17 protein-coding genes are annotated in these 17,991 nt (G+C 59.2%); all 17 read right to left on the bottom strand.

Annotation, left to right across the window (positions count from 1 at the left end):
- Nucleotides 1–112 precede the first annotated feature (112 nt).
- The 17 genes from ACTQV3_RS07195 to lspA all read right to left on the bottom strand — a co-directional run bounded on the left by ACTQV3_RS07195 (nt 113) and on the right by lspA (nt 17,625).
- On the bottom strand, nt 113–1,243 hold the full coding sequence (locus ACTQV3_RS07195; protein ID WP_441535928.1) for a M24 family metallopeptidase: 1,131 nt from the start codon (nt 1,241–1,243) through the stop codon (nt 113–115).
- Between the two features lie 132 nt (nt 1,244–1,375).
- Complete coding sequence (locus ACTQV3_RS07200; RefSeq protein WP_441535927.1) at nt 1,376–2,485, bottom strand: hypothetical protein; 1,110 nt, start codon at nt 2,483–2,485, stop codon at nt 1,376–1,378.
- Complete coding sequence (locus ACTQV3_RS07205) at nt 2,482–3,015, bottom strand: shikimate kinase (RefSeq protein WP_154515515.1); 534 nt, start codon at nt 3,013–3,015, stop codon at nt 2,482–2,484. The genes ACTQV3_RS07200 and ACTQV3_RS07205 overlap by 4 nt, the downstream gene beginning before the upstream one ends.
- 8 nt (nt 3,016–3,023) lie before the next feature.
- Entirely contained in the window at nt 3,024–3,521 is a 498-nt protein-coding gene (locus ACTQV3_RS07210; protein WP_441535926.1) for a YqeG family HAD IIIA-type phosphatase, read from the bottom strand.
- Between the two features lie 2 nt (nt 3,522–3,523).
- Entirely contained in the window at nt 3,524–4,957 is a 1,434-nt protein-coding gene (mltG, locus tag ACTQV3_RS07215; protein WP_441535925.1) for an endolytic transglycosylase MltG, read from the bottom strand.
- Nucleotides 4,950–5,378 (bottom strand): Holliday junction resolvase RuvX, encoded by a 429-nt coding sequence (ruvX, locus tag ACTQV3_RS07220; RefSeq protein ID WP_035138185.1) that lies wholly within the window; start codon nt 5,376–5,378, stop codon nt 4,950–4,952. The genes mltG and ruvX overlap by 8 nt, the downstream gene beginning before the upstream one ends.
- A 17-nt stretch (nt 5,379–5,395) precedes the next feature.
- Nucleotides 5,396–8,053 carry an alanine--tRNA ligase gene (gene alaS, locus ACTQV3_RS07225; protein ID WP_441535924.1) on the bottom strand — a complete coding sequence of 886 codons (2,658 nt, stop codon included), beginning with the start codon at nt 8,051–8,053 and terminating at the stop codon, nt 5,396–5,398.
- 148 nt (nt 8,054–8,201) lie between these two features.
- Entirely contained in the window at nt 8,202–9,611 is a 1,410-nt protein-coding gene (locus ACTQV3_RS07230) for an AI-2E family transporter (protein WP_427747351.1), read from the bottom strand.
- A complete protein-coding gene (locus tag ACTQV3_RS07235) occupies nt 9,608–10,399 on the bottom strand; it encodes an RNA polymerase sigma factor SigF (protein ID WP_427717298.1) in 792 nt (263 codons plus the stop codon). Before ACTQV3_RS07235 ends, ACTQV3_RS07230 begins: the two co-directional genes overlap by 4 nt.
- 1 nt (nt 10,400) lies before the next feature.
- Nucleotides 10,401–10,778 carry an ATP-binding protein gene (locus ACTQV3_RS07240; RefSeq protein WP_154515503.1) on the bottom strand — a complete coding sequence of 126 codons (378 nt, stop codon included), beginning with the start codon at nt 10,776–10,778 and terminating at the stop codon, nt 10,401–10,403.
- On the bottom strand, nt 10,771–11,361 hold the full coding sequence (locus ACTQV3_RS07245) for a hypothetical protein (RefSeq protein ID WP_441016303.1): 591 nt from the start codon (nt 11,359–11,361) through the stop codon (nt 10,771–10,773). The genes ACTQV3_RS07240 and ACTQV3_RS07245 overlap by 8 nt, the downstream gene beginning before the upstream one ends.
- A gap of 100 nt (nt 11,362–11,461) precedes the next feature.
- Nucleotides 11,462–12,811 (bottom strand): replication-associated recombination protein A, encoded by a 1,350-nt coding sequence (locus ACTQV3_RS07250; protein ID WP_441535923.1) that lies wholly within the window; start codon nt 12,809–12,811, stop codon nt 11,462–11,464.
- Nucleotides 12,812–12,871: 60 nt separating this feature from the next.
- Nucleotides 12,872–14,119, bottom strand: a complete 1,248-nt coding sequence (locus ACTQV3_RS07255; RefSeq protein WP_441535922.1) for a deoxyguanosinetriphosphate triphosphohydrolase family protein — start codon at nt 14,117–14,119, stop codon at nt 12,872–12,874.
- A 31-nt stretch (nt 14,120–14,150) separates the two neighbouring features.
- Nucleotides 14,151–14,573, bottom strand: a complete 423-nt coding sequence (locus ACTQV3_RS07260) for a prepilin peptidase (protein ID WP_441535921.1) — start codon at nt 14,571–14,573, stop codon at nt 14,151–14,153.
- A gap of 79 nt (nt 14,574–14,652) precedes the next feature.
- Nucleotides 14,653–15,948, bottom strand: coding sequence for a glycosyltransferase family 2 protein (locus ACTQV3_RS07265; protein WP_154515488.1), 1,296 nt, complete (start codon nt 15,946–15,948; stop codon nt 14,653–14,655).
- An 82-nt stretch (nt 15,949–16,030) separates the two neighbouring features.
- Entirely contained in the window at nt 16,031–17,044 is a 1,014-nt protein-coding gene (locus ACTQV3_RS07270) for an RluA family pseudouridine synthase (protein ID WP_441016312.1), read from the bottom strand.
- On the bottom strand, nt 17,044–17,625 hold the full coding sequence (gene lspA, locus ACTQV3_RS07275) for a signal peptidase II (RefSeq protein WP_441549819.1): 582 nt from the start codon (nt 17,623–17,625) through the stop codon (nt 17,044–17,046). The genes ACTQV3_RS07270 and lspA overlap by 1 nt, the downstream gene beginning before the upstream one ends.
- Nucleotides 17,626–17,991: the final 366 nt, after the last annotated feature.

Genomic DNA, 17,991 nt, shown 5'->3' on the forward strand with positions numbered 1-17,991 from the left:
TACGAGCGAAATTATACACTTGCAGGCGGCGCCTGCGGCGAGCGCATAAAAAGAGAACGCGGGGCGCCCGAATCATTTCGGACGCCCCGCTTCCAAAATCGAACTGAATGGCTTAGCAGTCGATGACGTGCAAGTCGTGCGGGGTCTTGGTGAAGGGCTCATAGCCGTTCTCGGTGACAACACCGTAATCCTCCAAGCGCACGCCGCCCACGCCGGGCAGGTAGACGCCGGGCTCCATGGTGACAACCGAGCCGACCTCGATGATGTTCTTGCTGCGGTTGAAGTTGGGCAGCTCGTGGATGTCGATACCGACACCATGGCCCAGGCCATGGTTGTAGTAATCACCATAACCGGCATCGCCGATGATCTTCTTGGAAAGCCTGAAGATATCGTTACCCTCGACGCCCGGATGGATAGCGGCGACGCACTCCTCGTGGGTGCGGCGCACGAGCTCGTACAGGTCGAGCTGTTCCTGCGTGGGCTCGCCCATCACGACGGTACGCGTCATATCGGAGCGATAGTCGCAGTAGCCCGCGCCATAATCCATGAGGACGAAATCGCCCTTCTCGATGACACGGTCGCTCGGGACGGCATGCGGGTTGGCGGTATTGGGACCGCTCGCGACGATGGAGCCAAAGGCCAAGCTGTCGGCACCGTTGGCGAACATAAAGTTCTCGAGCTCGTTGCGGACCTGTTTCTCGGTCATACCGGGCTTAATAAAGCCGAGCATGTGCTGGAAGGCGGCATCGGTGATCGACTGCGCGTGTCGCATGAGCTCGATCTCCTCGGCATCCTTGATGGCGCGCATCTTACGAATGTCGTCATGCATCAGCGGCAGCATGCAGGCGACGGAGCGATCCTCAAGACCACGCTGAATACCCTGGTAAAAGTTAATCTGCATGTCATCCTCGACGGCGCAGACGCGACACTTGTTGGCCGCGATCTTGCCGGCAACCCAACCGGGGATGGTGCCCTCGTCCATGTCGTAGACCCAGGGGCTGCCGGCGGGCGTGTTCTCCTCAAAGCTGTTGAGATAGCGCGAGTCGGTATGGAACAGGCATTGATCGGCCGTAATAAATGCGGCGTGCGGAAACTCGAAGGTGTAATCGAAGACGCCCTTCACACCCGTAAGCCAACGGAGGTTGGCCTCATCGCGCACGACGATAGCATCGTAGCCGCGCTCGACCATCAGGGCACGGACACGCTCGATACGACCGGCAGGACCGGCAGCAAACTCAGACATTCAGATTCCTTTCTTATTGTCCTCAAAAAGAGCAGGACGGGCTTCAAACGAATAGCCGAACCACAAGCGATTCGCAACCGATTGAAAACCCGTCCCTCAAAATGATACGAAAGACGATGGATGTCAATAAAGTTAAAAAAGTTCCTTGCGAGAAGCCAAATACGCCTGCGCATGGCGTTCGAGAATCTCGTCCTCGACATTTGTCAGGCGAATGGCGCCGAGCGCCGCGGGCAGCGGCAGCATGCTGCGGTTTGAGCGGGCAAACTGCTGCTTGCGGAACTCCTCGATAAACGCGGTGGGCTCCAAGTCGAAGGCAAGCTCTTCGATGCCAAAGTCCTCCAAGCAATCGTCGACCTCAAACACATTATCGATATCGAAGTCGCAGGCATCATGTGCTAGGCGCGCCTCAAAGCGCATACCCTCGGAAAGGAGCTGGTATGCGGGAACGTTAGCCGCGGCCTCGCCCAGGCAGGCGCGAAGGGTGCGCTCCCCTGTCTTACCAAAATCGAGTGCATGGCGAGCACTGGGGTTCGTGGCCATGAGCACATCTTTGCGCGCGGTCTGGGACCATTGCACAGCATTGACGAGCGCGACCTCCTCGCCGGAAAGAATCTCGGGAACAGTCTCGGTAAACTGATTCCAGCGGGACTTGCTGCTCGAAAGCATGGTGCCAACAAGCACCACATAGCCGAGCTTGAGATCCTCGGGGTCCGCCTCGCGAACAAGGTCGAGGTCACACACGACCAAGCCCGATTCGGGACGGAACGCGATAGCGGGAAGCGCATTCGACGACGAGGCGACGAGCGGCTTCATGGTTGTCGCGACCGTGAGCATGGCGTCGAACGTTGTCGGCAGCAAGGCGCACTCGGTACGACCGCACCACTGGTTGGCGCACCAGCAAACAACCGAGCAGGTTGCGGCATCACCAACGGCGACAACAAGATCGTCGCAGGTAATGCCGTTGGCAGATAGGGCGCCAAAGATGGCATCGGCATCGGCCAGCGTGGCACCAGCAGACGAAACCTCGAGTGGGAGCTGCGACACGACAAAACCGGCATCAACCAGCGCATGCTCGACGACCTCGCCAAAACGCTCTGACGTGGCGTCGTTCCAAACCACCAACGCGCGCTTAGGCTTGCCCACAGCCGAGGCAAACATGCGCGACAGCTCCTCGAACGCGCCCAATCCGACGCGAACATCGACACTGCGGTTTTGGAAATTGATCAGTTGACGGCGAATCATAGCAGCCCACGCTCCAAAAGCATCTCGGCACAAAGGTAGGAAACGTCCTCGAAGGACTTGTTGCGAATATCAAGGGTAATATCGGCGGCCTGGCGATATAGCGGACGGCGATGCTCAAACAGGCGCGCGGCATGCTCGGGCGAACGGAAATCGGGACGCGTGTCGGACCGACGAATCTGGCGAATCGAATCCTCAAAGTCACCTTCGAGATACACACAGATACCCATCTGGTGCATAAGCTCAATATTCACCGGAGTCTCGACGATACCTCCGCCGCAGGAAACCAGCAGGCTGCGCTCGCTTTGGAGCGAACGGAGCGCCGAGGTCTCGAGCTCGCGAAAACGCTCCTCGCCCTCGGTCTCAAAAATCTCGGTCACCGATTTACCGCAACGACGCACGACAAGGCGGTCGGTATCGATAAAGCGACGTTTGAACATAGTGCCCACGTTGCGCGCAAGCGTCGATTTGCCCGCGCCCAAAAAGCCGATAAAGAAGATATGGTCGCAGCCGTGTTTGGTGTGCTGGGACATAGCGAGACCTATTCCTCGCAGGGAAGGTCGCGCAGGGCCCGGCGCTCAAAGATACGGAAGATCTGCGTATACCACAGGTCCTGAGTGGCCTGCGGCTTTACCAGGATGGTATCGATGCCGGCGAAATTGCCGCTCCACACGTCCGTGTAGAGCTGATCACCGATCAGCACCGCCTCGTCGGCCGTGGCGCCGAGGCGCTTAAGACCCGCCTTGAGGGCAAACGGAGCCGGCTTCATGGCGTGGCTAATGGCCTCGAGTCCCAGCTCGCGTGCCGAGCTCATGACCTGGTCGCGATGCCAGTTGTTAGACACCATGCACAGCTTAAAGCCTTTGGCGCGGGCGGCGTCGAGCCAAGCGGAAACCGCGGCGGGAACCTGCTCGGTGTCGCGCGGCACGAGGGTGTTATCGCGATCGAGCAGAATGGCGCGTTTGCCGTCGGCCCACAGGGTATCAAGGTCGATGCGGTCGACGGATGCAACATATCGTTTGGGGCTGAAAATCCTCATGTTTAATTCCAAGACTGTTGGTGCTCTTCGTAGGTTTGCGAGAAGTACTCCTCGTCCTGCGTAATGTAGAAATACAGGTCATCGGAGTCGGTCGGCTCAAGCGTGGCCTTGAGTGCCTCGAGCGACGGGGAGCAGATGGGCGTGGGTGGCAGACCCTCGTGCTTATAGGTGTTGTACGGACTATCGCTCTGCAGGTCGTCGGCGGAAACCTCGCCACCGGTGACATACATCATGGTCGCATCGCTGTTGAGATAACGCAGACCGTCGAGCTTGCCGGCAAGGCGGTTGTAGAAGACCGAGGCGACATGTGCGCGCTGCTCGGCGTTGAGACCCTCGCGCTCAACGATGGAAGCGAGATTGATGATGTCGTAATCGGACATCTCCACGCCGTAACGCTCTTTGATCTTGGCCTCGCAACCGGCAAAATCGAGAGACTTGTACTCGGTGTTGAACTGATCGAGCATGGCACGGATAACGTCATCGGCGCTCGGGTCCTTGCCCAGCGAATAGGTCTTGGGGAACAGAAAACCCTCGAGCGAATCGTTGGCGGCGCCCTTAAGGAAGCTATAGTCGTCCACGTAGTTGGAGGCCTTGGCCTGGTTGAGGAAGTCTTCCTTAGAGATGCTGTCGTAGGCCTGGGCCACACGGTCGGCGACTTGATCGACCGTTAGACCCTCGGGAATAGTAAGCGCATTGGAGCCCGCATTGGGGCCTTCCATGAGCTGCTGAACAACCTTGGTCGCATCCATGAATGTGGTGAACGAATAGGTACCAGGCTTGAGCGACATATCGGCATTGAGCTTTTTGACCGCCGCATAGTAATCCTTGGGATTTTCGACGATATGGTTCTCGGAGAGGATCGAGGCGATGGTGTCGCCCGAAGCACCGTCGGGAATGGTCACCGTAACCTGCTGACCAGCCGTAACCTTCGTATCCTCACCGGCAAAGAAGCCCTTGACGGCCGGCACGACAAAGAAAGCGATCGCAGCAAGCGCGAGCACCGCCACCACAACGCCGATGATCATGGGAACCGGAGAACTCTTCTTTTGAGCACCGCGACGAGCACGCGTGTCGTAGCTCGAGCGGGTCGCCGGAGCAACGCCATGCAAACCGCGAGCATGATGCGAATGCGATTGGGTAGCCTGCGTTCGCCGGACAGGTGCCTGCTGCTTAAAGCGGGTACCGCCTGCAGGCTGGGCCGTACGAGCAGTGGGCTGCTGAGCCGCGCGAGAAGCCGGATGCTGAACCGAACGAGCAGAAGGCTGCTGACCCGTCCGTTGAGCAGGTTGGGCCGAACGAGCGAAGGACTGCACCGGGCGCGCGCCAGGCTGAGCTGCGCGCTGCGTCGGCTGTGCCGGACGCTGGCCAGGCTGGGCAGGGCGCGACTCGGGCTGACGTGTACGATTCGGCTGGCGCGGATCGGAAGCGCTAGGCATGCGAAACCTCCTCGTTTTTACGATCGAGCCACGTCTGCAAAAACAGGCTGGCGGCAATCATGTCAATCTTGCCCCTCATCTGCTTTTCGTTGAGGCCCTGCTCGCGCAAGATACGCTTTGCCTCTTGCGAGGACAGACGCTCGTCCTCAAACTCGAGCGGAAGATCGAGCTCGTCGGCAATCTTTTGTGCCACGGCGGCAACGCGCTCGGCTTGGGGGCCAGGCTCGCCGGCCATGGTCAAGGGACGTCCGCTTACCAGGATGTCGGGCTCATAGTCCTCGACCAGGTAACGGAACGTCTTGGCCATACCGGTGACCTCGGCGGCCGGGAGCACCTTGACGGGCATTGCCATCTTGCCATCACGGCTCGAGACGGCAATGCCAATCCTGGTCTCCCCTATGTCCAGCGCGAGCGCGACCACAGCGACTACTTCGGTTCTTAGGCGCCGAGCGCGGTCTTAGCGGCCGCGAGGGCATCGGCGATACCGGCGGCGTTCTTGCCACCGGCCTGGGCCATGTTGGGACGGCCGCCACCGCGACCATCGACCAGGCCCGCGATCTGCTTGATCACGTTGCCGGCGTGGAAACCGGCCTTGACGGCGTCATCGGAGCCGGCGGCGAGCAGCGCCGGGGTGCCCTTCTCGGTCACGCTGGCGACGACGCAGGCGACAGGGCCAGCGACCTTCTGGTGCACAGTATCCCAGACGTTGCGCAGGTCGGCAGCCTCAAGGCCCTGAAGCTCAGCGACGACGAGCTTGTAGCCATCGAGCTCGACGGCGCCCTCGATAGCATTGGAGATAGCGTCGGAGGAGCCACCGGTCAGGGCCTTCTTGAGCTTATTGGACGTCTCGCGCAGCTCGGCCTGCAGGCTCTCAACGCGGGCGGGAACCTCGTCAACGCGGCACTTGAGCGCAGCGGCAGCGGCGTCGACGAGTGCCAGGCGGTCGGCCATGTAATCGAGGGCGCCCTTAGAGGTCACGGCCTCGATACGGCGGACGTTGGAGCCCGTGGAGGACTCGGAAATGATCTTGAACAGGCCGATCTCGGCAGTGTTGGCGGCATGCGTGCCACCGCAAAGCTCACGGGAGAACGGCTGGTCCTCGGCGCCCACGGAGACAACGCGGACAACGTCGCCGTACTTCTCGCCAAAGAGGGCGACAGCGCCGGCGGCCTTGGCCTCATCGATGCCCATAACGCGGGTAACGACCGGCTTGGAAGCGAAGATCTGCTGGTTGACCAGGTCCTCGACAGCCTTGAGCTGCTCGGAGGACAGGGCCTCAAAGTGCGTGAAGTCAAAGCGCAGGTGCTCGGGCGTCACCAGCGAGCCGGCCTGGGAGACATGCTCGCCCAGGACCTGCTTAAGGGCGGCGTCGAGCAGGTGCGTGGCGGTGTGGTTGCGGCGCAGGAAGCCACGGCGCTCGGCGTCGAGCGCGGCGGTCACGGTAGCGCCGACGGTCAGCGTGCCCTCGGCAACGTGGGCGACGTGGGCATACAGGCCGTTGTGGTTCTTGGTGTCGGCAACCGTCAGCGTAACGCCCTCGGCGGATAGCTTACCGGCGTCGCCCTGCTGGCCGCCCATCTCGGCATAGAACGGGGTGCGGTCGAGCACGACCTCGACGTCCTCGCCGGCGGCAGCGGACTCGACGGACTCGCCGTTGCGCACGATGGCGACAACCTTGGCACCCTCGATCACATCGTTGTCATAGCCGTCGAACTCAGTCGCAGCGACCTTGTCGGAAAGCTCGACCCACACGTCGTTGAAGCTGCCCCAGGCGTCGCCCTTGGCATTGGCGCGGGCGCGGGCCTTCTGGTCCTCCATGCAGGCGGTAAAGCCGTCCATGTCGACGTCGTGGCCAGCGGTGCCGGCGATCTCGACGGTCAGGTCGATGGGGAAACCAAAGGTGTCGTGCAGCTTAAAGGCAACATCGCCCGGAAGGACAGCGCCCTCGGCGAGCGCTGCCAGGGCCTCGTCCAGGTAAACGCGGCCGTTGTCGAGCGTCGTGGAGAAGCGCTCCTCCTCGGAGGCGACGATACCCTTGACGAGCGCGACGTTCTTGAGCAGCTCGGGGTAAGCCTCACCCATCTGAGCGTTGACCTCGTCGATGAACTTGGTCAGGAAGGCGCCCTCGATACCCAGCAGGCGACCGTGGAACACGGCGCGGCGGAGCAGGCGGCGAAGGACGTACTCGCGGCCCTCGTTACCGGGGAGGATGCCGTCAGAGATCATGAAGTCGACGGCACGGGAGTGATCGGCGATGATACGCAGCGAGCGGCTGGCACCGGAGTAATCGTCGGCGTCATAGGTCTTGCCGCTGATCTCCTCGCCCAGCTTGATAAGATGCTGCATCAGATCGCCGTCGTAGTTGGCGGTCTTGTGCTGCATGATAGCGGCCATGCGCTCCAGGCCCATGCCCGTATCGAGGTTGCGGTGCGGCAGCTCCGGCATGGAGCCGTCCTCCTGGCGGTCGTACTGGGTAAAGACGAGGTTCCAGAACTCCAGGAAGCGGTCGCAGTCGCAGCCGGGCTTGCAGTCGGGGCTGCCGCAGCCGACCTCCTCGCCCATATCAAAGTAGATCTCGGAGCACGGACCGCAGGGGCCGGTGGGGCCGGCGGCCCAGAAGTTGTCGTCCTCGCCCAGGCGGGAGATGTGATCCTCGGCAACGCCCAGAGAGCGCCACACGTCATGGGTCTCGTCGTCCTCGGTAAAGACGGTGAAGTACAGGCGGTCGAGCGGCAGCTTGAACTCCTTGGTGATGAGCTCAAAGGCCCAAGCGCAGGCCTGCTGCTTGGAGACGCCGCCAAAGGAGAAGTCGCCGAGCATCTCAAAGAAGGACAGGTGACGGCCATCCTCGCCGATGCAGTCGATGTCGTTGGTGCGGACGCACTTCTGGCAAGAGATAGCGCCGATCTCCTTCATGGTCTTCTTGCCCTGGTAATACTCCTTAAACTGGTTCATGCCGGCGTTGGCAAGCAGCAGCGAAGGATCGTCGGGGACGAGGGACGAAGAAGGATAGAGCTTAAGACCGCGCTCCTCAAAGAAGTTGAGGAACTTAGAGCGAATCTCAGCCGTAGTCATTGACGGGTAGTCAGCACTCATAGAGGGAATCTCCTCGGTTTCACATCGAAACAGTTCAAACGTAACGATATTACCATCCCACCGCGCAAGTGCAAAAAAGAGGGCCGCCAAACAGCGACCCTCCAGCGAATTTGCACGTTATTGCCTATGAACTTGAACTTGAAATGACTTACTGCTCATCATCGTCCATGGAGCCGTCGATGCCGGTATTGGTGTCGTCATCCGAGTTGGAATCGTCGTCCTTGGCGAAGGGATTCTTGAAAAAGCCCGTAGCATCGGGCTGAAGGCCCGAGAGCTTGATCCAGGGGTTATCGAGCTCGGGCCTGGGCATGGCCTGGGCCTCGGGCGCAGTCTCGTTACCGATGAGCTCGGACTCATAGATGAACGTATCGTCTCCAAGCGCGTCATAAGCGGCGACCGGGTTACCCTCAGTATCGCGATAGGGCGTGCCCTTAAACACGGCGCCGTCGTATGCCACGAGCTGGCGGCCGGTCTCGTTCTCAAAGTAGTAGACGAAAATGCCCTTGAGGGCCGCGCACAGCGGGATGGCGATGACCATGCCGATGGCGCCCATAAGCGCCGAACCGATAACGAGTGCCGTCAGGCTCATGATGGGATGCACCTGGACCGAGCTTTGCATGACCTTAGGCGAAATGACGTTGTCGGTGACATTTTGCGCCACCATGGTCACGACCAAGGTCCACAAAGCCAGCATCGGGCTGAACATAAAGCCGAGCACCGTGGCGATCGCCGCGCTCACCCAGGGACCGACAACCGGGACCAAGTGCATAATGCCCGTAAAGATGGCCATGAGCGCCGCGTAGGGATGGCCAATGAGCGTAAAGCCGATAAAGGCGAGGATGCCACCGCAGATGGACGTCACGACCATGCCACGCATATAACCGCCGACCGAGCGCGAAAGAATCGCAACCATAAAGCGGTACGAGGTCTCCTTTTCCTGCCCGATGATGGTGCAGACCTCGTGGTGCATACGGGGATAGTCGCAGGCCAACCAATAGGCAAGCACCAGACCGAGGAAGATGACGAACAGCTGCGAGGCCGTATTGGTAATGAACGGGAATACACCGCGACCAAGCTCAGCGGCAATCTGAGACACATACTTGGACGCCACGGTAACCAGCGAAGAAAGATTATCGTCCAGATACTCTTTGAGCGGCGTGTTGTTGAGCGTCTTGGCATGCGAGACCATCTCGTTGAGATCACCGCCCGCAACACGAAGCTGCTCAGGCAGGCGGCTCAAGACTTCCATGATCTGGCCAAAGAGAATCGGCGACAAGATGCAAACGACACCGACGAGCACAGCAACGACCACGATCAGCGCGATAAGCGAACCAATGCCACGGTTGACGCCGTGATGCTCGAGCCAGTTAGTGATCGGCGACATCACAAAAGCGATGATGGAACCGACAGCTAGAAACTCGATAACCGGCGCCAAGATACCCATAAGGTTAAAGATGACGGCGGCGATGACAATGCAGCCGACGACGGCCCAAATGCGAAGCGTCAGAATACGGGTATCGCGCAGCGCGCGATCGGTTTGTTGGGGGTGTTCACTCATGAACGAACCATCACTCCGTCGGGGTCGATCTTGTCCTGAACCTTCTTAAGGGTACGGCGCAGCAGGCGCGAGACCTGCACCTGCGAGATGCCCAGCTTCTTGGCGATCTCGATCTGGGTCATGCCCTTTACGAAACGCAGCTCGATAACCTCGCGCTCGCGCGGCGAGAAATCGCGGATGGCCTCCTCAATCACCAGGCGGTCATCGGTGAAGTCGAGCTCGTTGTCGTCGTCGGCGTAGCGGTCGAGAATTGAAGGCGCGTCGTCAGAATCGGACGCACCGGGGGCCTCGATGGGCACCGAGGTATAGGCCGAGGACGATTCCATGGCCTCCAGCACCTCGTCAACGGTCACGTCTAGGTACTCAGCGATTTCCTCAACCTTAGGCGAGCGCTGCAGCTCGTTAGTGAGCTTGTCGGTGGCCTGGTTAACCTTGGCAGAGAGCTCCTGTAGGCGACGCGGAACGCGCACACTCCAACCCTTGTCGCGGAAGTGACGCTTGATCTCACCCAAGATGGTGGGCGTGGCAAACGTGGTGAACTCAAGTCCGCGCTCGGGGTCAAAGCGGTCGATAGCCTTGAGCAAACCCAGATAGCCGACCTGCATGAGGTCGTCGAGCGGCTCGCCGCGATTCTTAAATTTGTTGGCAAGAAACCTTACCAGGTTCATATGGGACATGACGAGCTGCTCGCGGGCGTCCGGATCACCGGTCTCTTTGTAGCGACGAAACAGCTCGCGGGTTTTCTCCTTGTCCCAAGCGGTCTTACCGCTACGGGAACGTTCGGTCATATTAGATATCCGCCTTGAGATCGAGGGAAAGCGTCAGAGGCGCCGCAGTCTTTTCGTAGGAATCGCACACGCTTGCCAGAATGAGCTCGGCATATACGGCGGCCTGGTCATCCTCATCGACAGTCGCCTGGTCGCCAAAGGTGAAGGTCATGCCCACGTGAGACTCGTCGACATCGAATTTGATCGAGATAACGTCAGAATCAACGGCCGTGCAGCCAAAGATGAAGGCCTCCTCGGCAGCCATACGAATGTCCTCGATGCGATCGACGGACATGGAACACAGAGCGCCGACATTAGCCGCCGTCATGCGTACCAGGCGTGCCAGACGCGGATCCCCGGCAACCGTCAGCGTGATAGAGCAAGTTGCTTCACTACTCATCGCAGGACTCCTCGGAGGTCTCGGCGGGCGTGTAGGTGTAATACCGGGCTGCTTTAGCAGCAGGCTTCTGTGCATCATCGTCACCAGCAGCGGCATCGTCCCCGGCTTCGCCAATCAGGACACGCTCGGTCGGCTGCTCGGCTTCGGCGGCAGCGGAAAGATTATGCTCGGCGTCGACCGCGGGAGCCTTCACCTTGTTAAAGAGTTTCTGAACGGCACCGGCCGCAGAGTCGGTCACGCTCGACACGGCATTGCTGGCCTCGGCCATGCTGCCCGTAACCTCGGAAATGTCGCGAACCACGGCTTCGACCTCTACGAGATTGGAGGTAAGGGCGTCGACGGCGGTCTTACTCGACTTGAGGAGCGGCTCAACCTGCGCCAGCGCGGGGGTGAGCTCATCGACGGCGCCATCGAGCTTTGCTACCACGGGCTGAGCCTCGGCAATGGTGTTGTTAAGGTCGCTCACCGTCTTGTCGAGCGAATCAACGACAGTGCGGGTCTTTCGCAGCGTGAGCGCGAGCTCGATGACAGCCCACACGCCGGCAACGGCGAGCAGCAGCAGGGCGATTTGGATGGGACTCATACAAGCCTCCCGAAGGAATCGAAATACAGACGCTGTTCATGGTACCCCAAAGGGGACCGAACATGCCAAGAGCAGCAACGTGAGACAAAATTACCAGCGGCTACTTCGGTGCATTCCCGCTACGGTCGCGCTCGCTTTGCTCTACACGCCACTCTTCCCAGCCGCGGCCGGCAGGCTGCCAAAACGCACCGCGCTCCAGCCCCTCGGGCAAATAGCGTTGATCGACCCAGCCTTCGGGATAATCATGCGGATACTTATACACACCGTATTCGTCGCTGCCCGGGCGATGACGATCGCGTAGATAGCTCGGCACCTCGCGCAGCCCACTTGAATGAATATCGGCCAACGCCGCATCAATCGAGGCCTCACACGCGTTGGATTTTGGCGCCAAGCACACATAGAGTGCAGCCTGAGCCAGATTAATGCGGCACTCGGGATAACCGATGACCTCGGCAGACTTAAACGCGGCATGCGCCACCAATAGCGCCTGCGGGTCGGCGTTGCCAACATCCTCAGAAGCCTGAATCATAATACGGCGAGCGATAAACTTAGGGTCCTCCCCCGCATCGATCATGCGCGCGAGCCAATAGATCGTGGCATCGGGGTCGCTGCCGCGCATAGACTTAATAAACGCGCTGATGATGTCGTAGTGCATGTCGCCGTTTTTGTCATACGAAAAACCACGGCGCGGATTGGCAATCTTTACGTCATCCACGGTAATGGGATAACGCTCCCCCGCCGCCGGCGCTGGCGTTCCCTCGGTATCGGGACGCGTGACGGCAATCTCGCTCGCAAGCTCGAGCGTCGTGAGTGCCGAGCGAGCGTCACCCGCAGCCAGCGCGCAGATGGTCTTAACCGTATCCTCATCGGCCGAGAACTTGCCGTTCAAACCCTGCGGCGCCTCGAGCGCACGCTCGATAAGCGTGGCGATATCCTCGTCCTTTAAATGTTCAAGTTCCACCACGCGACCGCGCGAGAGCAACGCCGAGTTGACCTCGAAGTACGGATTCTCCGTCGTAGCGCCAATCATAATGACGGTACGGTTCTCAACCGCATGCAGCAGGGCATCCTGCTGCGACTTGGAGAAGCGGTGAATCTCGTCGATGAAAAGAATGGTGCGACGGTCGTACGTATTCAGGCGCGTCTTGGCCTCGTCAATCACGCGGCGCAGGTCCTTCACAGTGCCCGTCACGGCGCTGACCTCGACAAACTCGCTCTTGGTATGGTTGGCGATAATGTGGGCCAGTGTCGTCTTGCCCGTACCGGCCGGCCCATACAGAATCACACTCGACAGCACGTCATGCTCAATCGCGGCACGCAACCACGAGCCCTTACCGACGGCCTTTTGCTGGCCCACGTACTCGTCGAGCGAATTGGGCCGCATGCGCACCGCAAGCGGCGCATTCTGAAAGGAACGCTCACGCGTCGAAGCAGAAAAAAGGTCGTCCATAGTCATCCCGTGCATCAATCAAAAACGTTTTCCATGAACAGTATACCGAATATATACGAACTACCGTTCGTTAATATAGGTACGGTGCGGAAACATCAATCCCGGGAACAGCTTGCTCGTGAGCTCGCAAAAATAACCGTCCGTCATGCTCGCAATGTAATCCACGACCGTCTGGTCCTTATCGTCCTGCCATGCATAGGTGCGATCGTAGTAGGAAAGCTGCTGCTCAATGCGAGAAATGTGGTGCTTAAAGATATACGAGGACTCGTCGCCTTCGTTTATATCCCGCAGGCAACGGTCATAGAGCTTTTCGAAGGCCTCGCGCAGCTCCGCTTCGGAGTCGCCTTCTATGCCGCCCTTGCTATAGATCTTCTCGTAGTTCTCGCGCTTGGCCCGGCGGATCTCCTCAAACAGGTCCTCGCTCATCTCGATGCGCGGCTTGCCATAGCTGTGCTCGACGATATCGATAGAGGCATGCGTAAGGATCCAGCTGTTGTATGCACCGCCCAGGTCATCGTCAAAGGCGTCGGGTGACAGCAGGCCCGCCGCAATGGCGTCTTGGCGATCGCGCCCAACGTAGGCAAGGATATCCGAGATGCGAACCACGCAGCCCTCGAGCGTCATGGGGCGCAGGTGCTCAATTGCGCTATAACCCGTGGCAATGCATTCCTCAACCGTCTGGTCGAACTGGTTAAAGGAACCCATGTCCGAAAGCTCAAAAACACGCTGTTCGTACTCGCCGTTGTGGCACAGTACGCCATCGAGCGTCTGGAGCGACACGTTGCGGCCGTACAGCGCGTCGAGCACGCGGACCGACTGCACATTATGGAAAAAATAACGCCCCGTGCGCTCATGATAGATGTCGTTGAGGAAACGCTCACCGGCATGGCCAAAAGGCGTGTGGCCCAAGTCGTGGCCTAAGCCAATCGCCTCGATCAGATCGCAGTTGAGGCCCAGAGCACGCCCGATATCGCGAGCGATGCGCGAGACAAGCTGCACGTGCAGGCCGCGGCGCGACAGATCGTCGTTGCTGCGAAAACTGAAGACCTGCGTTTTGCCTGCATAACGTGTGTATGCTGGCAGATGCAGAATCTTTTCGATATCGCGCATAAAGGCCGGACGCATAAGCGTGCCCTCGTCTGCGGCCCGATCGACACGGCGGATGGCCTGGTCGTCACCGCATCGATAGGGATTAACGACACCCGAGGCGCGGTCGGCGGCAATGCGCTCGACCAGCTCGGGCGACAACGCCGCGGGAATGCGATCCAGGCGCGCCTTGATGGCGGCTGTCTGTTGATTGATTGCCATGGCATGCTCCTTAAAAAGGGCGCGCAAACGGTTATAGCGTACTACCCACGAACTCGATTATGGCAAATATTGGCACCAAAAACGGCAGCAAAGGCAGCGAGCGCGATTTTACGATGAGACAGGCGGCGGCAAGGGTCAGGAGCGCAACCGCAAACGCGACGACGCCGCCCAGGGGATCGAAGGTGCAAAGGGCAAAGAGCGCCTTGGCATCCCCCATGCCAACGCCGGGGGCATGGCGAAGGCGACGCCAGAGTGACTCAGTAAGCACAAGGGCAAGGTAGACGATGACCGCAAGACCGGCGTGGTCAAGCGCCATGTTAACGCCCTTGTCGAGCCAGACGCCTGCAAACGCCGCCACCGCACACGCGCCGGCAAGCTCATTGGGAAACCGCCGCTCGCGGGCATCAATCGCCGCGCCGGCAAAGATGCAAATCCAAAACGGGATATAGAACATCGAAACCCCTCAACTGAGCGCTCAAACGTAAAACCACCGCAAAGGTTCTATATCCCCTTTGTGGTGGTTTTGATGGTGGTTATTTGGCGCCCTGCATGACCTCGTCGAGGGTAACGCTTACGGCGTGCTGCGTCGGCACCCAGTCGACCTTCAAGAACAGCGCTGCCACCGTAATGGGGATATAGCTGAACATAAAGATCGGGAAGGTAAACAGGTTGGTTACCAGACGCCACTTTTGCGCGCAGTGAATATGCTTGTATTCAAAGATAGTCGTGAGCAGCGCCAGGATAAAGAAAGTCTGATACATCATAGCGAAGGTCATAATGAGCGAAGCGGCACACGCCTGCATCTCGACTTCGGTAGCCAAGAAACCGTGCGAAAGGCCGCCCACGATGAGGAACGTCGCATTAGCGAGCATCGAGATCAGAGAGAGCAGCATGCCCGGTGCGATCGTCATAAACATGTCGTAGGCGGCAAAGCGATGATAGCGGAAGGTCGATTTGACCAGGTGCTTACCGTACGTAAAGAACACCTGGTAGAAGCCCTTGGTCCAACGCATACGCTGTTTCCAGGATGCCTTAAACGTCACGGGCTGTTCGTCAAAGAACTCCGCCGGCGCATAGCCAATGCGAATGCCGTGAATGGCACAGAACGTGGTGAACTGAATATCCTCGGTCAGCGTGTGGAACTGCCAGCCGTGCATACCCTCGATAACGCTGGCGGAGATGAGGTAGCCCGAACCCGAAACGGCGCAAGACGTCTTACAGATGTTGCGCGCGTTGTTGAGAAACCGCGCCTCGCGCAGGTACCACGTGGCATTAGCTGCCGAGATCCACGAGCTGCCAAAGTTCTTGGAATTGCGATAGCTCGTAACAACATGGAAGCCCTGGTCAAAAGCATCGTTCATCTTGGACACGTAATCGCGGGCGATAACGTTATCGGCATCGAAGATAAAGTAGCCTTCAAACGTATCGGGATACTCGTTAAGGATGCGGTCGAAGCCATAGTCCATGACCCAGCTCTTGCCTTTACGGGCCAAGTCATTGCGCTCATAGACGACGGCGCCCGCCTCGCGCGCGAGCTGCGCCGTGTTGTCGGTGCAGGCATCGGCGACCACGAAGACCTCGATAAGCTCGGACGGATAATCTTGGTCCTTAATGGAGCGCACGAGGTTGGCGATCACGGCCTCCTCGTTATGCGCCGCGATAAAGAAGGCATAACGATGGAGCTTCTTGGCCTTGGGAGGCGCGACCTCACCACGAAGAGCGCCGATGACAAAGAAGACCACCTGGTACAGAAAACAGACCGTAAGCAGCGTGACGACAATCTGGTTGAAGATCACGATAGGTGTGTTGGTTTGTAAAAAGGCGAGCATGCAGGCTCCCAGGAACGCGTGACGTAAACAACCGTATATCTTACCGCAGGCTTACGGAGTTCAAGAAACCACCTAATACTGGCTAGGCCTCGAGCAGACCGAGCTGAGGGACGATTTCGTTGCCAGCGGCAGTGCGACCGAGCGAACGCGGGGCCAGATCATCCAGAACCGCCGCAAGATCCCATGGCAGCTCGTCACGGCACTCGATGTGCTCCCCCGTCACGGGATGATCGAACGCCACACGCCAGGAATGCAGGAACTGCCTGGTCAAACCCTGATCGGCACGAGCATCGCACTTACCATAGAGTGGATCGCCCACGCAGGCGTGGTTGATATGGCGCATGTGAACGCGAATCTGATGCGTGCGGCCGGTAAACAGGTGACACTCGACAAGCGTGTAGCCGTCGTCGAAGCGCGTGGAATCAAAGCGCTCAAGGACCTTAAAGGTCGTGATGGCCTGGCGCGCAAAGGGGTCATCGGAAACCGCCATCTTCACGCGGTCACGCGTCGATCGGGCAATACCGGTGTTGATAGTGCCCTCGTCCATGGCGATGTGCCCATGAACGAGCGTAATGTAGCGACGGTCGAGCGTGCGCGTACGAATGAGATTTTGGAGCGCGCGCTGGGTGTCGTCGTCTTTAGCCGCGAGCATAAGGCCCGAGGTATCGCGATCCAGACGATGCACGATGCCGGGGCGGTCCTCACCCTGCACGGTACCCAGATGGTCGATGCCGCAGTGATAGACCAGGGCATTCGCAAGGGTGCCGCTCTCATGACCATGCGCAGGATGGCACACCAGGCCGCGCTGCTTGGAGAGCACCATGAGATAGTCATCCTCATAGCGAATGTCGAGCGGGATGGCCTCGGGGATCACGTCGGTCGGGTCATGCGGCTCGGGCAGGTCGACCGAGATGCGGTCACCGGAGCGTACGGCATATTTTTTAGATAGGCAGGTCTCGCCGTTGACGGCAACGGCGCCTCCCTCGATCAGATGCGCGCAGGCAGAGCGTGTGGGACAGCCATCGTTGGCGCCCAGATAGGCGTCGAGACGTTGACCGGCGCAATCGTCGGCAACGAGAATATGGATGTCGGCCATTAGCGCTCATTCCTTTCACGAATCTTGCGGGCACGCTCCCCACGCTGCTTAGCTTTACGTTTGGCGCGGGCCTCGTCACGGGCGTTGAGCTCGGCGGTCGCATCGACCTCGCGAGCGGCGGGACTCAAGAACATGTATCCGATGAGCGCCAGAACGACACCGGCGGTAATGCCGATATCGGCCACGTTAAAGACGGGGAAATCAATGAAGGTAGTGGCAATAAAATCAGTCACAAAGCCCATGGCCAGGCGATCGATCGCGTTGCCGATGGCGCCGCCCGCAACCATGGCCATACCCACGACCTCTAGGCGAGCGAGCTGAGGAGCACGGAGCAAGTACACGGCAATGGCGACAATGGCCGCAAGCGCCAGCACGGCAAACGCTATGCCATGGCCCTCGCCCATGCTAAAGGCAGCTCCGATATTGCGGACAAACACAAAATCGATCACGCCGGGGATAGCGGTCATATGCAGGGCATCGCCCACGGCACGAACCGCAAGCTTGGTCAGCTGGTCAACAAGCAACACAAAGAGCGCCACCCCACCAGCAACACCTAACCGCCAACGCAAAGGCGGCGTCATATCCGCACCACGACCCAAAGAAATCCCCTACCCTCAAAATAATCGAATTCCATTTAACGCAAATAACCATCTTATATTGCCATACGCAGAACGCACGACATATCCACCAATGCGACAAAGGGGCTGTCCCCTTGTCCCTTCACCGGGTAGTCTTTTTGGGACGGGGCTTTTTTAGCTACCCAGTCCAGCGCTTTCGAAGATTAAGTCCTTATTTGAGGTAGGGCAGCTAAAAAAGCCCCGTCCCAAAAAGACTACCGACAGACACTATGACCCAATCCGAGGGCACTAAAAAGATAGGAGCCCCCGCTCGTGACCGCGGGTCGGGGCTGCGACAATGATGTTGAAGTGCCATAGGCGCAGCCGCGC

It is taken from the genome of Collinsella sp. LCP19S3_A7, assembly GCF_052121995.1.
GTDB lineage: Bacteria > Actinomycetota > Coriobacteriia > Coriobacteriales > Coriobacteriaceae > Collinsella.